This is a genomic window from Clostridium sp. 7_2_43FAA (assembly GCF_000158375.2).
GTDB lineage: Bacteria > Bacillota > Clostridia > Clostridiales > Clostridiaceae > Clostridium > Clostridium tertium.
Window position 1 is genome coordinate 1670631 of the sequence record NZ_JH815222.1, and the last position, 16185, is coordinate 1686815.

General features: G+C 26.4%; 16 protein-coding genes and 1 pseudogene. 2 read left to right on the plus strand and 15 right to left on the minus strand.

The window, feature by feature from the left end; genetic code table 11:
- Positions 1 to 157 precede the first annotated feature (157 nt).
- The 3 genes and pseudogenes from CSBG_RS09430 to CSBG_RS17725 all read right to left on the minus strand — a co-directional run.
- Positions 158 to 649: pseudogene (locus CSBG_RS09430) on the minus strand (flavodoxin domain-containing protein); the annotation flags it as partial.
- Between the two features lie 231 nt (positions 650 to 880).
- On the minus strand, positions 881 to 1642 hold the full coding sequence (locus CSBG_RS09435) for a polysaccharide deacetylase family protein (RefSeq protein ID WP_083854760.1): 762 nt from the start codon (positions 1640 to 1642) through the stop codon (positions 881 to 883).
- Positions 1643 to 2166: 524 nt separating this feature from the next.
- Complete coding sequence (locus CSBG_RS17725; RefSeq protein WP_008678988.1) at positions 2167 to 2667, minus strand: hypothetical protein; 501 nt, start codon at positions 2665 to 2667, stop codon at positions 2167 to 2169.
- Positions 2668 to 2832: 165 nt separating this feature from the next.
- Here CSBG_RS17725 and CSBG_RS09445 point away from each other — a divergent pair, with 165 nt between their 5' ends.
- Complete coding sequence (locus CSBG_RS09445) at positions 2833 to 3129, plus strand: YciI family protein (protein ID WP_008678989.1); 297 nt, start codon at positions 2833 to 2835, stop codon at positions 3127 to 3129.
- 133 nt (positions 3130 to 3262) lie between these two features.
- Here CSBG_RS09445 and CSBG_RS09450 read toward each other — a convergent pair whose 3' ends face one another.
- From CSBG_RS09450 to CSBG_RS09465, 4 genes are all read right to left on the minus strand, one after another.
- On the minus strand, positions 3263 to 3694 hold the full coding sequence (locus CSBG_RS09450) for a hypothetical protein (RefSeq protein WP_008678990.1): 432 nt from the start codon (positions 3692 to 3694) through the stop codon (positions 3263 to 3265).
- A gap of 243 nt (positions 3695 to 3937) precedes the next feature.
- Positions 3938 to 4276: a pyridoxamine 5'-phosphate oxidase family protein gene (locus tag CSBG_RS09455; protein ID WP_008678991.1), complete on the minus strand. Its 339-nt coding sequence runs from the start codon at positions 4274 to 4276 to the stop codon at positions 3938 to 3940.
- Between the two features lie 42 nt (positions 4277 to 4318).
- Positions 4319 to 4891, minus strand: coding sequence for an NUDIX hydrolase (locus CSBG_RS09460; RefSeq protein ID WP_008678992.1), 573 nt, complete (start codon positions 4889 to 4891; stop codon positions 4319 to 4321).
- A gap of 90 nt (positions 4892 to 4981) precedes the next feature.
- Positions 4982 to 5167, minus strand: a complete 186-nt coding sequence (locus tag CSBG_RS09465; RefSeq protein WP_008678993.1) for a DUF6440 family protein — start codon at positions 5165 to 5167, stop codon at positions 4982 to 4984.
- Between the two features lie 232 nt (positions 5168 to 5399).
- Here CSBG_RS09465 and CSBG_RS09470 point away from each other — a divergent pair, with 232 nt between their 5' ends.
- The gene (locus CSBG_RS09470; RefSeq protein ID WP_008678994.1) at positions 5400 to 6164 is read left to right on the plus strand and encodes a stage II sporulation protein P; all 765 of its coding nucleotides are present in this window, start codon (positions 5400 to 5402) and stop codon (positions 6162 to 6164) included.
- 139 nt (positions 6165 to 6303) lie between these two features.
- Here the strand turns inward: CSBG_RS09470 and CSBG_RS09475 are convergent, their stop codons facing one another.
- From CSBG_RS09475 to CSBG_RS09505, 8 genes are all read right to left on the minus strand, one after another.
- Positions 6304 to 6531 carry an aminoglycoside 6-adenylyltransferase gene (locus tag CSBG_RS09475; RefSeq protein WP_008678995.1) on the minus strand — a complete coding sequence of 76 codons (228 nt, stop codon included), beginning with the start codon at positions 6529 to 6531 and terminating at the stop codon, positions 6304 to 6306.
- Positions 6532 to 6648: 117 nt separating this feature from the next.
- Complete coding sequence (locus tag CSBG_RS09480) at positions 6649 to 7242, minus strand: GNAT family N-acetyltransferase (protein WP_008678997.1); 594 nt, start codon at positions 7240 to 7242, stop codon at positions 6649 to 6651.
- A 25-nt stretch (positions 7243 to 7267) separates the two neighbouring features.
- Positions 7268 to 7438: a hypothetical protein gene (locus CSBG_RS18290; protein WP_008678999.1), complete on the minus strand. Its 171-nt coding sequence runs from the start codon at positions 7436 to 7438 to the stop codon at positions 7268 to 7270.
- Positions 7439 to 7942: 504 nt separating this feature from the next.
- Positions 7943 to 8293, minus strand: a complete 351-nt coding sequence (locus CSBG_RS18960; protein WP_250454885.1) for a 5'-methylthioadenosine/S-adenosylhomocysteine nucleosidase — start codon at positions 8291 to 8293, stop codon at positions 7943 to 7945.
- A 17-nt stretch (positions 8294 to 8310) separates the two neighbouring features.
- Complete coding sequence (gene mtnN / locus CSBG_RS18965; RefSeq protein ID WP_250454887.1) at positions 8311 to 8625, minus strand: 5'-methylthioadenosine/S-adenosylhomocysteine nucleosidase; 315 nt, start codon at positions 8623 to 8625, stop codon at positions 8311 to 8313.
- Positions 8626 to 8877: 252 nt separating this feature from the next.
- Positions 8878 to 11835 carry an exo-beta-N-acetylmuramidase NamZ domain-containing protein gene (locus CSBG_RS17730; protein ID WP_008679001.1) on the minus strand — a complete coding sequence of 986 codons (2958 nt, stop codon included), beginning with the start codon at positions 11833 to 11835 and terminating at the stop codon, positions 8878 to 8880.
- A gap of 641 nt (positions 11836 to 12476) precedes the next feature.
- Positions 12477 to 14354 (minus strand): ABC transporter ATP-binding protein, encoded by a 1878-nt coding sequence (locus tag CSBG_RS09500; protein ID WP_242825290.1) that lies wholly within the window; start codon positions 14352 to 14354, stop codon positions 12477 to 12479.
- Positions 14355 to 14397: 43 nt separating this feature from the next.
- Positions 14398 to 16137 carry an ABC transporter ATP-binding protein gene (locus CSBG_RS09505; RefSeq protein WP_008679005.1) on the minus strand — a complete coding sequence of 580 codons (1740 nt, stop codon included), beginning with the start codon at positions 16135 to 16137 and terminating at the stop codon, positions 14398 to 14400.
- Positions 16138 to 16185 lie beyond the last annotated feature (48 nt).

Sequence of the window (16185 nt, forward strand, 5' to 3'; positions counted from 1 at the left end):
TTCTCTTTCCCTCTCTTATTTTAAAACTTTTAATATTACCACTGAGTTAGCTATACTTCTTCCTTCTTATATAAAAGATTGATTTCTTTAAAATATTCATTCTTAATATTTCATAATTAGCATCATAAATACATCTTAGCTTCATACTTTGTTAATTTTATTCAACTACCTTTGCTTGTACTTTTACAAACTGAATCAGTGGTGCAATATACTCTCTAGACGAAATATCATAAGAACTTCCAATAGCTTGCTCAAATCCAGCTTCATCTGAACTTTTATCCTTTTTTCTACTCAAAATTTTAGAAAGTGTTTTCATAATCATACGATCTAAGATACCCATTTTTTCATAATTAAATCCACCTTGAATATAAAAATGAGAAATTATTTTTAATTCTTCATTTGAAAAATTTGATTTCCAAATTGTATTAATAACATCTTCTACTTCTAAAGGTGTTACCCCTGTTGCAAATATGATTAGCTTAGACATTTCATTATCTGAAAATAATGCTTTTATCTTTTTTATTCCATCGATTTTCCCTGCATGAACACGGCTTCCATAAATAACAAAATCATATTCTGCAATAGACAACCTTGATAAATTTTTATAATCTAAAATATCACATTTAAGTTCTTCTGCAATCCATTCTGCATACCCTAAAGTTTAATTGATACATTTTACGAATTAATCATACCATATTTTGTTAATTGTATATTAGTAACCTTTCAAAAAACAAATTCTATTGTTTAACCCTTAATAGTTATAAATTGCTAGGAAAAATAATTAAACAATGAAATTTTTTTGAATTATAAAATAAAAAAACCGTATATTCTTTTTTTTGAATGATACGGTATTATGTCGATTTACTAATATGTTTATATATCATGATATTCTAAAATACATTTCTGGTGTATCTTCTTCAATAGTCTTAAATTCATATCCTTGATTTTTATAATAATCTATTATTTTAGTTAGTGCTTCACTAGTATTTTTATTCATATCTGTGCAATGCATAAGTAAATTTATAGTTTTCAAATCTTTACTTCCTTTTATAGCATTCTTATATAGAACATCTTTAGATTGTTTTGGATTTAATCCATCAGAGTTATCTAAATTCCAATCATAAACCTTAAGATTATTTTCATGCAATCTATTTAAAAATTCTTTATTTAAATGTTTATAACTTCCTCCTGGAAATCTAATTATATTAGGTGAAATTCCTACTACTCTATTTATCTCGTCACGACATTCAATCATTTCTCTTATAAAGCAATCTTCGTGACAATAAATACATTTATATTTATGAGTAAATGTATGCAATCCTATACTATGTCCCTCTTCATTCATTCTTTTTAATACATCTTCCTTATCTTCAATTTGATTACCAATCACAAAAAATGTTGCTTTTACTTCCTTTTCTTCTAATATATCTAAAATTTTACCTGTAACTTTATAGCTCGGTCCATCATCAAAGGTTAAATATATAACCTTCTTTTTATCGCTAACATCATTCTCATTAACTTCACTTTCTTCTATTAATGAATCTACAGAGATACTTCTCATATCTATTTTAAATATAAAATTAAAAATAACTACACTTACTAAGATAGCTAAAAAAACTTCTACTTTATGTCTCATCTTCATGCTCTCCTTATAGACTTATTCATTAATCTGTTATAAAACTCATTACCTTTTATACTTTACTATTTTAGTCTTTTTATTTATGGTAATTTCAAGTAATATCAGTAGTTACTCAACCTTGAAAATTTTCAAAGAATTACTTTTATACTGAGTACATCACTTATATAATCCACTCGTAATATAATTAAATTGTGAAATAAAAAATACCGTATATTCATTTTTGAATAATACGGTATAACTATTTTCGTTTTAAAAGGTTTAATATTTCCAAATTAAAGGGATGATAATAAAATAATCACTCACTACTGCAATTATTTTATGTAGTTTTGATTATTCTTTATATCATTGATAATTACTTTTGCTTAACTCACCTTTTATTCTTGGCAAATTTCTAATAAAAATAATAATCTTATTGTCTATAATACTATTGCTACTAATAAATACTATTTCGAAAAATATTGTTTATTATAGATTATTTTTCAAAAAAGTTTCTATATAAATAATACTTTTATATTAATATGATAAACCTATTCTATTATTATCCTAAATATAGTTGAAGTATAATTCCCTTCGCTCCAATATCCATTCATTTCATAAATATATTCTCCTTTTTTATCTGGTAATGTTATATTATTTACTTTTTTTGAAGAATCAAATTTTATAGTTGTGTCATTAACTGAATCACCTACTGACCATAATCTTAGAATTATTTCTGGAGGAGCTGAATTAAAAGTTACTTCAACTTCGCTATTAGGTTTTGCAGAAAATCCTGAAACTTCCATTCCGGCATCATATGATGGTCCTACTAAATAACTACTCCCTGCTTTTTGTCCCTTTGGTAAACTTCCATACCAGGTATGTTCTCCAATAATTGTAGGAACTATTTTTCCATTGTATTTTATAGCTACAGATGGTTTTCTCATAGGAATATCACTTGTCATTTTTGAATAAGCATAGCTAGATATTATACATACTACAAATGTACAAATAAATAATTTTACTAAAAACTTTCTACTTTTTAAATTCAATATGACCACCTCTTTTTTAATTTTAAAGAATCATTTATAAATGGTCTTTTTATATATTTATTCTAAGACAAAAATTTACTTTTTAATAAATAATAATTCTTTATTAATTATTAATATGATATAATATACATAATATATTTTATATAAAGAAGGAGGATAATAAAAATGAAATATTTTATTATTGAAGGTAAATTAAACAGTTCTGTTGAAATAGATGAAAGTATTATGAACGAACATATAGCTCATTCTCAAAAAGCAATAGAAAAAGGTGTTACACTAATATCAGGACTTAAAGAAGATATGAGTGGTGGTATTTTAATTATGAAAGCAAATTCATTTGAGGACGTAGAAGCTTATTTAAATTCTGATCCACTCAAGATTGCTGGTTCCCAAGAATATCGTATTATGGAATTTACACCTCATTATACTCATCCACAAACTAATGAATGGTTTGATAGATAATTTACAAAGAAATTTAAATAAGCAACTAGTAATACTATAATATTAGTACATTTTTAAGGAAATTTATAAGTTTCCTTAAAAATGTTCATAATTTTCATATATTTTAAATTAACTCATTAAATATTCATCGTTATTATACATCATAAATATCTATATTTTTATCAAATACATAAGTATATGTCTCTCCATCTTCAATATATTCATCTTCGCCATGTCCAAAATTATATCCTATCAAAGTTAAATGCATGACTCTTTCATCTCCAATATTAGATATTTTAAATGTCAAAATTGCATCACCAGAATATATTTTATCTCCTTTTATTTTATAAGAAGAAGCTCCATCTTTTCCATTACTTCTATATTCCTTAATTGATGTTTCTGAAATATCCATATAGTCTTTTGAATTTAGTTTTTCTACTATATTTAGTTCTGAATTTATATCACTATCAGTATATAAATACCATCTTCCTTTTATCTTTGGTTGTGATAAATTGCTTATAAACAAATATGATATTAAGCAACATATTACTACTATATAAAAATCTCTTCTTAAATTCTTTCCCATATCACTTACCCCTTAAATATTAAATTTATATCAATTTATTACTGCTCATTAAAAATAGGATAAATATTATTATTATAAATATATTCTAATGTTCCAATAGTACTTTCTCTAGAAATCAAATATCCTAGATCCCCATTCTTAAATTTTATAGCCCAAGTAATATACCAATGTGTTTCCTCTTTAATTTCAAGTGAGTTAACTCAAATTCATTCTCCTCATCCATTGGTCTATAATCACATTTTATTAATGAGTTTTCTTCTTTTCATCTTCAAATACTTCTTTTGCTCTTCCAAATATTATTACACTTTCATATTTGGTGCTAAACTTATCGGGTAATACATCAGTTTGTCCAACTACACAAAATGATACTTTATCATTGTTCTTTATATTTTCTAACTTATATCCTCCAACTGCATTATGAAAATATATTGAATCATTTGAATAAACATAACTTAAAGGAATTCCATATGGATATCTATTTTCATTTACTGTAGATAAAATTCCATAGTCGCATTTTTTTAATATGTCTATTGCTTCTGAAGGTTCAACTTTTCTATCTTTTCTTCTTATTTCTTTAAACATATTTATTCCTCCATAACTAAATTTAATTTTCATAAATAAAATCTAGTCAAATAATGTTTTCCAATTTGAGCTTCTATATGCTTCAAAGCACATTTTAATTTGCTCTTCATTATTTTTTTCTGTTGCTAATAGTGGTAAATTATCTAATGAAAAATAATCACTTTTTATTGTTTCTATATTTTTTTGAAATTCTCCATCTATTAAAGAACATAGAACAAAAACTTTACACACTTTATAAGCATATACAGGCCAATTATGCTTTTCTCTATCTTGAACAGCAATTATCATATCTGCTGTAACATTTAACCCTGCCTCTTCTTTTACTTCTTTTATTGTGTTTTCTTTTATTGATAAGTCTACATCTACCCAATCACCTGGCAATGACCAAGTACCATTGCTTTCTTGTACCAATAAAATTTTATTATTTTTAAATATTGCTGCTCTTGTATCTAACTTTGGTGTTTGATATCCAATTTCATTACAAAACAAGTCCTTTACTTTTTCTAAAGGTCTATCTGATTGTAAACTTATCATTTCTGCTGAAATTTCTCTAATTCTTTCAAAGCGCTCTATATCAAACTTATCTTTACAATAGTATAAACCCGCCTTGTGCAATACTTTGTAATTCGATATCCCATTCTAATAACTTATTATCCATTTTTTAACCTCACCTTCTTTATCAATTTTTCTTTAATAAATTGGAATTTATCTATCAACTATCACCTTACCATCAGAATCCAATAGTGGTGTAACTCCATTTTGCCCTGTTCCAACAGTCATTAAATAATTAACCCCTGTATGATTATCGACAACAATATATATTGCTCCAAATCCTAATGATTGCTCTTCTTTAATAACGAATCTCTTTTCTTTTTTATCTTTTCCAAACATATAAAATCCCTCCATCAAATAATTTTTTATTTTTATAATATATAAATAGTCTTTATTTTTCATTTTTTATACTTGTTTAAAATTTGCTAACTTATATTTTATATTTCATGACATTATTTAACTTATTTGTTAATACATCATAAAAATTAGTAAGACAATTAATTGATTTCGATTTACTTTCATAATATAAATATTTATTTAATATACATTTAAAGAAAGGAGGTGTATTTTTTTGAAGAAACTCCATAAAAATATTATTATATCAATTATATTTCTAACTATATCTATAGCATTAGGCTATGTATATTTAAGAAAACAAAATAAGTTATTAGATTCGAATAAAATAGACAACTCAGAAACAACTAAATCAACTGATACAATTAATGATTCATCAAACATATCTCTATTAGATACTATTAAAGATATAACTATAGATAATTCAAATTCTACTATTCCTCTTTCATCTGATATAGTTATATATAATAGTCATCCAGATGAAGAATATGAATTTGGCGTTAAAGTAACTGATTTAGGTGCTTTAATAAATCATAAACTTAATACTGAAGGCTTAAACAGTAGTTTTATTAGCTCCCGATCAAATATAGAATATTTAAATTCTTATAAAATTTCAAATGAATCTATAACACAAAATGTTTCTGGATATGAAAATGCAATCCTTTTAGATATTCATAGAAGTAATAGTGGTTCTTTTGAATCTAATCCTGAAATGATTACTTTTGTCCTTGCAAAAGATAATCAACATTTTGAAGAAAATAATAAATTTGCAGAACAATTAATAAATGAAATTTTAAAATCTGATAAAGTTAAAGCATCAATATATTATTATGATGTTACTTCTGAATATTTAAAGCTTAATCAAGAATTATCTAACAACTCATTACAAGTAGAAATAGGCACTGATAAATCCGATGACAATTACATTCAAGAATGTGTGGATGTTCTTGTAAGCTCGTTAAAAAATATTAAAAGCACTTAATTTAATTATTATAATTATAGGCTTACTGCTTTCTTATATGTAGTAAGCCCTAATTTGTAATTTAAAATATACCTACTTAAATCCTTTATCCTCCATAAACCCTCTCATACCCCCACATATTATAATTTGCTAATATATTTCATTTGCATCTCTTGGTAATAAGTTTACATCTTTTAAAAACTTCCAAACTATTATTTTCTTCTAACTGATTATATGTAACATTTATTTTTTTAGGTGCTATCTCATTAGCAATATCATCAAACAAATTACACATAGTAAATACTGATTCCCAAATTTCTTTTACTTTTCCAGAAAGATATGTTTTAAAAAATGTATTCCACTCCTCTTGATCTAAGCACTTATACATGTATTTTCCTGACTTTCCAACACTAACATTAAAATTTGAAAATACTCTTATTTATTATTAATAAATAATATTAAACTACTAGTAAATAAACTTTCTTTTAGTATATTTAAGATGTCTTTATAACTTTATAAAATTGTAGCACTTATCTATAATCTCATTAACTAAACCATTGTCAACATCTTTAATTGATTTTAAAGGCTTTGGTTCACAATACTCTTCATTAATGCTCTTTTCAAACCAAGTAACATCATGCCACTTGCCAAATTTATATCCTGTATTATGATAAATTCCTAGCTTCTTAAATCCAAAATACTCATGTAACTTTTCAATATTCATATTATTAGAAGTAACTACACCATAAATATTTTTTATATTTTGAAGTTTAGATATTTCAATTAAAGCTGTATAAAAAGCTTTTCCAAGTCCATAGCGTAGATATGCATTATCAATATAAACAGATAATTCAACATTCCATTGATAAGCAGCTCTTTCTTTATGTCTATAAGAATAAGCATATCCAATTATTTTGTCATCTAAAGTACAAACTAAATAAGGATAATCTTTAGATATTTTTCTAATACGCTTTTTAAATTCATCGACTGTTGGTACTTCATATTCAAAAGTTATTATTGTATTCTTTACATATGGTGCATATATTCTTAATATTTCTTCTGCGTCATTTTCACTAGCCATTCTTATTTTTATATCCATTCTGTCCTCCTACCAGTCTAATATTCTATTTTTGCTCCTCACTTTTTTTATCAATTATTTCTTTTAATTGCATATTTAGTTTTTCTACTTCATTTTTAAGTCTTTTTTGAATTATCAATACTCTAACTATAAATATTATTAAAGCTATTGGTATTACAAATTGAAGTAAAAGAACTAAAATATATAAAGGTTCCATACTCACTACCCCTTATTAATTTATGAATACTTTTTAAGCCACTAATAATTTGTCTATATTTAACAATTTTATTAATATAATACCTCTTTTGCTAATTATACCATAATTTAGAATTTAATATGTATAGCATTTATTCTATTTATTATCTTATTATCATTTACGAGTATTTCTATTACAAAATAAATTCTAAATAATCCATATAGTAATCTCTTAAAAGAAATATGATAAATTTATGTAAATACCTATAGGTAGTTTAATGAAATATTTGAAACTATATAAAGGTACTCTTCAATGAAAATTATTTTGCTGATTGAGAAATGATGTGAGCTGATTTGAATTTAAATACATCTCATGTTAATGTTAATAAGGGAGTCGCGTTTCGCGACCTCCTTTAGAATTTATTTAAATACATCTAATGACTCGTTTATCTGAACTAAATTATGTAGTTATTGACTTTAATGATTGCTCTTGTATTTCTTCAATTCTATAGCTCTTTCACACATATTATATTCTTAATAAAAATTTTTTTACAAAATCTATAGACTTCTTTGCTGCCATTAAACAATTAGATTCAAAAACTTCTACCCCTCTTTCATCTTCAGTATCTGTTATTGACCTTATTGATATAAAAGGAATTTTATTTACATAACAAACATGAGCAATACTTGCTGTTTCCATATCTACACAAAGTGGATTAAATTTTGATATTATTTCACTTCGTCCTTTATTATCTATAAATGTTTCACCAGTTACCATTTTCCCAAATAGTATATTTTGACTAAAAGTATTTTCATTCACTATTGTCCTGCATAACGATAATAACTTATTATCACTTTTAAAATATATACTCTTCATCCATGGATGATACTCTGTTAAAATCCTTCTGCAACATCATGGTATGCTACTTCTGTTGAAATAACTGTATCTCCAATATTTAAGTTTTTATCTATTGCTCCTGCTACGCCAATTACAATAATATGAGTCACTTGAAACTTGTCTATTAAAATTTGAGCTGCAATTGCTGCATTAACTTTACAAACACCACAATATAATGCAACAATATCTCTATTCTCATATTTACCAATATAAAACTTTAGCATTGCATGTTCTTCTAATTTTTCGGTTGAAAGTTCATCAAGAAAAGGCACTATTTCATCTTCTGAAGGGCCTATAATTCCTATTTTCATAAATCTATCTCCAATTCAATTGATAATTAATTAGTTAATTATTCTATAACTATACAATTACTTATAATTATTGTAAATATATTCCTTATGTTTAATATTATCTTGTTATCTATTTAGTTATAGAGAAATAAATAAAAAAGCCATAAACTTAAATGAATTAAATTTCATTTGCCGTTTATGGCTTTTTATTTATTATAAATTATCTAATATTTTATTTTATAGATTTTTTAATCATTTATAAAGCTAATGTCTCTATTTCTTATCTACTGCTTTCTTAGACTTATCTCCTAAAAATCCTTTTCCCATATATATCATAAATAAAGATATAACTATTAATAATAATGAACTATTTACAGTACTACCAGTTTGAGGCAAACTTCCTGAGTTATTATTTGGTTTACTATTATTATCATTTGGTTTAGGAGATTCTCCAGGCTTATTATTATCATCTGGTTTTGATGGTTCTTCTGGCTTATTATTGTTATCATCTGGTTTAGGTGTACTATTATCTTCTTTAACTGTAACATTTATTTTTTTAGAAGTACTAGCACCATTACTATCAGAAACACTGTAGTTCACTACATATTCTCCAGCCTTACTAGTATCTACAGTATTCTCTACAACTTTTATATATGATGTTAAATCTCCATCCTCTTCATCATAAGCTGTTACATCTTTTAATGGATCAAAGTTTTCATTTAATTTTAATGTTTTATCATTTGCAGTTATAACAGGAACATTATTAATAGTTGATGCTGGTACGTATATTCTATATTTTTCTATATCAGACTTAAATTCACTAGATTCTTTATCTACTATTGCAAATAATTCTTCTAATGTATATTTTCCCTCCCTTACATAACTATTTCCTGTTAGCTTATCAATGAAATTAGTGCTTAAATATTGGAACTTATCTGGATACATATCTCTAACTGTATATAACATAGCATAGCCTGTCTTAACTGAATTAAAGCTATCCCTATCTGTTACATATACTTGAACTCCACCACAAACTTGATTTTTCCCAGTTGGATAATTTGCAGTATCTGATGCTGAATACTTTGATATCTGTGGCGTAAATGAAGCTGCTCTAAATTTTACTCCTGGTAACCCTAGAGAGTTAAGTTCATTAGCTAAATTTATTGGATTTATCCATGGAGCACCTATTAGTTCGAATGGTCTTGTTGTTCCTCTTCCTTCTGATAAATTTGTTCCTTCAAAAACACAAGTTGCTGTATATACTATTGCTGTATCTAAAGTTGGCATATTTGGTGAAGGCATTACCCATGTATCTAATCCTGTTTCATCATAATACATTTCTTGTGACCATCCACTCATTTTAACTACTTTTAAATCACAATTAATATTAAATTTGTCATTAATATATTGAGCATATTCACCAACAGTTAATCCATATCTTTGAACTATAGGATACATTCCAACAAATGAACTAAATTCAGGATCAAGTATATTTCCTTGTACTTCACTTGATATAGGATTAGGTCTATCAAATACAACAAATGTTTTATTATTTTCTGCACATGCCTCCATTGCATAAGCTAGTGTATTTATATATGTGTAGAATCTAGCTCCTACATCTTGCATATCATAAGCTACTATATCAACGTTTTCAAGCATTTCTGGAGTTGGTTTTTTAGTTGATCCATACAAACTATGAACTGGAAGTCCAGTAATATTATCTACTTCATTTCCAACACTATCTCCAGCTTGTGCATATCCTCTAATTCCATGTTCAGCAGCAAATAATGTTGTCAAATTAGTTTTTTCGTATAATACATCTATAGAACTTTTAAAATTACTATCCATACCAGATGGATTTGTTATAAGTCCTACTTTCTTATCTTTAAATATATCTAAGCTTTCTTCTATATTATCTATACCAAGTTTAATATTACTTACATTTTCTCCACCACTATTTGACTCTTGGTAAATATAATATTTTTCTGTTTTAGCTTTAAATTCATTAGACTCCTTATCTACTATTGCAAATAGTTCTTCTAACGTATATTTCCCCTCTCTTACATAGCTGTTACCTGTTAACTTATCTATAAAATTAGTACTTAAGTATTGGAACTTATCTGGATACATATCTCTAATTGTATATAACATTGCATATCCAGTTTTAACAGCATTAAAATTATCTCTATCAGTTACATATACTTGAACTCCACCACACACTTGATTCTTTCCTGTTGGATAATTTGCAGTATCTGATGCTGAATATTTTGAAAATGTTGGAGTAAATGATGCAGCTCTAAATTTTACTCCTGGTAAACCTAAAGAATTTAATTTATTACTAAGATCCATTGGTTCAATCCAAGGTGCACCAATTAATTCAAAAGGTCTTGTTGTTCCTCTTCCTTCTGAAACATTTGTTCCTTCAAAAACACAAGTTCCAGTATAAACTATTGAAGTAGTAAGCGTAGGCATATTTGGAGATGGCATTACCCATGTATTTAGCCCTGTTTCATCATAATACATATCACGAGTCCAGCCTTCCATTTCAACAACTTCAAGTTTACAATTTATATTAAATTCTTCATTTATAAACTTAGCATATTCTCCAACTGTCATTCCATACCTTTGAACTATAGGATACATCCCAACAAAGGAGCTAAAATCGGGATTAAGTAAATTACCTTGTACTTCTCCACCAATTGGATTAGGTCTATCAAATACAACAAATGTTTTATTATTTTCTGCACATGCCTCCATTGCATAGGCTAGTGTATTTATATATGTGTAAAATCTAGCTCCTACATCTTGCATATCATAAGCTACTATATCAACATTTTCTAGCATTTCTGAAGTTGGCTTTTTAGTTGATCCATATAAACTATGAACTGGAAGTCCAGTAACTTCATCAACTTCATTTCCCACATTATCCCCTGCTTGTGCATTTCCTCTAATTCCATGCTCAGCAGCAAATAAGGTTGTTAGATTTGTCTTTTCATATAATACATCTATAGAACTTTTAAAATTACTATCCATACCAGATGGATTTGTTATTAACCCTACCCTTTTTCCCTCAAAAATGCTTAAATTCTTATCTAAATTATCGATACCTAATTTTACTTGTCCAGTACTACTTGCATTTACAGTTTTTATCTCTTTAGCTTGAAATAATATTGATGAAATTAAAAATCCACATGTAATTATTCCAAGTTTTCTTTTTAACTTTAAATTCATGAAATTATCCCCCTATTTAATATCATTTCTTAGTATTTAAAAAAAAATGTATAATAATCTTTCATGTCAAGCCTTAAGAAGTCATATAGTATAATATAAACTTTTGTGCATAATAATATAAAAAGGTAGTCTAAACTACCAAAACACTTTATCATAGGTATCTTTATTTAATATTTTCATCTTGTCTGTTTATTTTAATTCACTATAAATCTTTATTTCACATAACTCCCCCCTTTATTGGTTATTATAATTTATAATATTTTTGCTTTAAAATATTATAAAATTCGTATTTATTAAGAAATAAATATAGTTTATATTAGTATTGTATTAATTTTGATTTCGTTTACAATTTGTTATTATTATATCATTATAGAAATATTATTTCAAGTTTTTACAAATTTTATTTTATTTTATTTCACTTTTTATTATATTTATTTTTAATTTAATAGATTGATAGATTAAATAATTTATTTTATAAGCATATAAATTTTAATATTAGTTTATTAAACTACTTCTATAGTTTTTAATATTAAAAATAAAATTAATACCATAACTTATACATCAGTATCATTTTTATCTTTATAATCAATTAAAAGATATAACAAAAAATCCCAAGTAAATAAATACTTGAGATTTTTAATTTATTGTAGCTCGAAAGCTCCTGTATAAAGTTGATAGTATTTTCCTTTTTGCTCAATTAAATCATCGTGATTTCCACGTTCTATTATTCTACCTTGTTCTAGAACCATAATTACATCTGAGTTCTTAACTGTAGAAAGTCTATGAGCAATGACAAATACTGTTCTACCATGCATAAGTTTATCCATACCTTCTTGAACTATTGCTTCAGTTCTTGTATCTATACTTGATGTTGCTTCATCTAGTATTAATACTGGAGGATCTGCAATGGCAGCTCTAGCAATTGCTAATAGTTGTCTTTGTCCTTGTGATAAATTAGCTCCATCACCTGTTATCATTGTATCGTATCCTTGTGGTAAATGCTTTATAAATGTATCTGCATTTGCTAGTTTTGCAGCTGCAAATACTTCTTCATCAGTTGCATCTAACTTACCATATCTAATGTTATCTGCTATTGTTCCTGTAAATAGATGAGTATCTTGAAGTACTATTCCTAGTGATCTTCTTAAATCATCTTTTTTAATTTTATTAATATTAATTCCATCATATCTGATTTTACCATCTTGAATATCATAGAATCTATTAATTAAATTAGTTATTGTAGTTTTACCTGCACCTGTTGCTCCAACAAAGGCTACTTTTTGGCCTGGTTTTGCAAATAATTTTATATTATGAAGAATTATCTTCTTATCATCATATCCAAAGTCTACATCATCAAATACCATATCTCCAAGCATTCTTGTATAAGTTATTGTACCATCACTATGAGGATGTTTCCATGCCCATATACCAGTACGTTCTTTTACTTCTTCTAATTCTCCATTTTCTTTTACTTTAGCATTAACTAATGTTACATATCCATCATCAGTTTCATGTTTTTCATCTAAAAGTTCAAAGATTCTTTCTGCTCCAGCTAATGCCATAATAACTGCATTAAATTGTTGTGACATTTGTGATATTGGTTGATTTAAGTTTCTTGTAAGTTGTAAGAATGATGCAAGTGCACCTAATGTAAATCCACCAACACTCCCTATAGCTAAAATACCACCAACAATTGCTGTAAGAACATAATTTATATAACCTAAGTTACCCATAATAGGCATTAAGATATTTGCAAAAGTATTAGCTTTATAAGCACTATCACATAAATCATCATTTAATTTATCAAAATCAATTTTTGACTCATCTTCATGACAAAAGACCTTAACAACCTTTTGTCCTTCCATCATTTCTTCGATAAATCCATTAACTTTTCCTAAATCTTTTTGTTGCTTTCCAAAGTAAAGAGAACTTTTCCCACCAATTACTTTTATAACTCTAAACATTACAAATATCATTACTACAGCTACTAAAGTAAGAGGTAGACTTAAAACTATCATTGATATAAATACGCTAACTACTGTTATTACAGATGATACTAATTGCGGTAAGCTTTGACTTATCATTTGTCTTAATGTATCTGTATCATTAGTATATAAACTCATTATTTCTCCATGAGAGTGAGTATCAAAATACTTTATTGGTAAACCTTCCATATGCTCAAACATATCATCTCTTATTTTTTTAAGACTTCCTTGAGCAACAACTATCATAATTCTATTATATAAATAAGTTGAAAATGTTCCTATATAATATATTATAGCCATCATTCCAATTGTTTTTAATAAAGGTCCAAAGTTAGGATTTGATTGACCTAAAAATGGTGTTATATAATCATCTATTAAAGTTTTAAGGAATAATGTACTTGCAACTGTTGCAAGTGAACTAATTAATATACAAATTACAACAAATAAAAATTGAAATTTATATTCCTTAAATACATAGCCTAAAAGTCTTTTTAATGTCTTCATTGGATTTTTGCTTTTTCTTCCAACTAGCATTTTTCCTGGTGCTCCTGGGCCATGGCCTTTTACTCTTTGTCCATTATTTGGCTTCATCTTCACCAGCTCCTTTCACTTGACATTCATATACTTCTTTGTATATTTCATTTGTTTTTAATAATTCTTCATGAGTTCCAATTCCATCAATTTTACCATCATTTAATACTATTATCTTATCTGCATCCTCAACTGAAGAAATACGTTGAGCAATAATTATCTTTGTAGTATCTGGAATTGATTCTTTAAATGATTTTCTAATTAATGCATCTGTTTTTGTATCTACTGCACTTGTTGAATCATCTAAAATTAATATTTTGGGTTTTTTAAGCAATGCTCTTGCAATACATAATCTTTGCTTTTGTCCTCCTGATACATTTGTACCACCTTGTTCTATATAAGTATCATATTTATCAGGGAAATTTTCTATAAACTCACTAGCTTGTGCTGCATTACATGCTTCTATAATTTCTTCATCAGTAGCATTTTTATTACCCCATCTTAGGTTTTCTTTTATAGTTCCTGAGAAAAGTACATTCTTTTGAAGAACCATAGAAACTTCATTTCTTAATGTTTCAATATCATAATCTCTAACATCTACTCCACCAATCTTTAATGAACCACTTGTTACATCATAAAGTCTTGGAATAAGTTGTACAAATGTTGATTTTGCACTTCCTGTTCCACCTATAATTCCAACAGTTTCTCCTGAGTTTATATTTAAGTTTATATTTTCTAAATTTAAATTATCTTCTTTTTTACTATAACTAAAGTTAACATTATTAAAATCTATAGAACCATCTTTAACTTCGTATATAGGATTTTCAGGATTTTTCAAATCACTTTCTTCTTCTAATACTTCAACAATTCTTTCTGCTGATGATTTTGCCATTGTTACCATAACAAATACCATTGACATCATCATAAGACTCATTAAAATATTACCAGCATATGTGAATAAACTCATAAGTTCTCCAGTTGTCATGCTATTTGATACTATCATCTTTGCACCAAACCAAGAGAATAATAAGATAATTGTGTACATAGTAAATTGCATTATAGGTGCATTTAAAATTATTATTTTTTCTGCCTTCATAAACATGTTATATAAGTTTTGAGAAGCCTTATGGAACTTACTAATTTCATGATTTTCTCTTACATAAGCTTTTACTACACGAACACCTGTTAAATTTTCTTGTACACTAGCATTTAAATCATCATATTTTCTAAATACCTTCTTAAAAATAGGATGAGCATTTGAAATTACAAAATATAAAGAAACACCAAGAAATATAATTGCACCTAAGAATATTAAAGACATCTTAGAATTAATATAAAAACTCATTACCATAGCCGCTATAAGCATAAATGGTGCTCTTACTAATGTTCTAATAATCATTAAATATGCATTTTGAACATTTGTTACATCTGTAGTTAATCTTGTTACAAGTCCTGCTGTTGAGTACTTATCTATATTTGAAAAAGAATAATCTTGTATTTTATAAAACATTCCTTTTCTTAAATTTTTAGCAAATCCTGTAGATGCCTTAGCACCAGTTTTACCAGCTAAAGCCCCAAAGTTTAGAGATATAAATGCCATAACTAACATGATTACTCCAAGTATAGTTACATACTTCATATTCCCTTTTTCTACCCCATTATCAATAATCATAGCCATTAATACAGGTATAATTACTTCAAGTATTACTTCAAAAGCAATAAAAACAGGAGTTAAAATTGAATCTTTTTTATACTCCCTAATATAACTAGCTAATTTTTTAATCATACTATTCCTCCTTTTGTTAGACTTCTAACTTTAGAATTAAAAAATCAC

What these genes read in the sequence shown, in the direction of transcription:
- CSBG_RS17730 (WP_008679001.1), bottom strand. Translation starts at nt 11,835, where the DNA reads ATGAATTTAAAGTTAAAAAGAAAACTTGGAATAATTACATGTGGATTT.
- CSBG_RS09475 (WP_008678995.1), bottom strand. Translation starts at nt 6,531, where the DNA reads ATGTATAAGTGCTTAGATCAAGAGGAGTGGAATACATTTTTTAAAACA.
- CSBG_RS18290 (WP_008678999.1), bottom strand. Translation starts at nt 7,438, where the DNA reads ATGGAACCTTTATATATTTTAGTTCTTTTACTTCAATTTGTAATACCA.
- CSBG_RS18960 (WP_250454885.1), bottom strand. Translation starts at nt 8,293, where the DNA reads ATGAAGAGTATATATTTTAAAAGTGATAATAAGTTATTATCGTTATGC.
- CSBG_RS09455 (WP_008678991.1), bottom strand. Translation starts at nt 4,276, where the DNA reads ATGTTTAAAGAAATAAGAAGAAAAGATAGAAAAGTTGAACCTTCAGAA.
- CSBG_RS09435 (WP_083854760.1), bottom strand. Translation starts at nt 1,642, where the DNA reads ATGAAGATGAGACATAAAGTAGAAGTTTTTTTAGCTATCTTAGTAAGT.
- CSBG_RS09450 (WP_008678990.1), bottom strand. Translation starts at nt 3,694, where the DNA reads ATGGGAAAGAATTTAAGAAGAGATTTTTATATAGTAGTAATATGTTGC.
- CSBG_RS09505 (WP_008679005.1), bottom strand. Translation starts at nt 16,137, where the DNA reads ATGATTAAAAAATTAGCTAGTTATATTAGGGAGTATAAAAAAGATTCA.
- CSBG_RS09480 (WP_008678997.1), bottom strand. Translation starts at nt 7,242, where the DNA reads ATGGATATAAAAATAAGAATGGCTAGTGAAAATGACGCAGAAGAAATA.
- CSBG_RS09445 (WP_008678989.1), top strand. Translation starts at nt 2,833, where the DNA reads ATGAAATATTTTATTATTGAAGGTAAATTAAACAGTTCTGTTGAAATA.
- CSBG_RS09465 (WP_008678993.1), bottom strand. Translation starts at nt 5,167, where the DNA reads ATGTTTGGAAAAGATAAAAAAGAAAAGAGATTCGTTATTAAAGAAGAG.
- CSBG_RS09500 (WP_242825290.1), bottom strand. Translation starts at nt 14,354, where the DNA reads ATGCTAGTTGGAAGAAAAAGCAAAAATCCAATGAAGACATTAAAAAGA.
- mtnN (WP_250454887.1), bottom strand. Translation starts at nt 8,625, where the DNA reads ATGAAAATAGGAATTATAGGCCCTTCAGAAGATGAAATAGTGCCTTTT.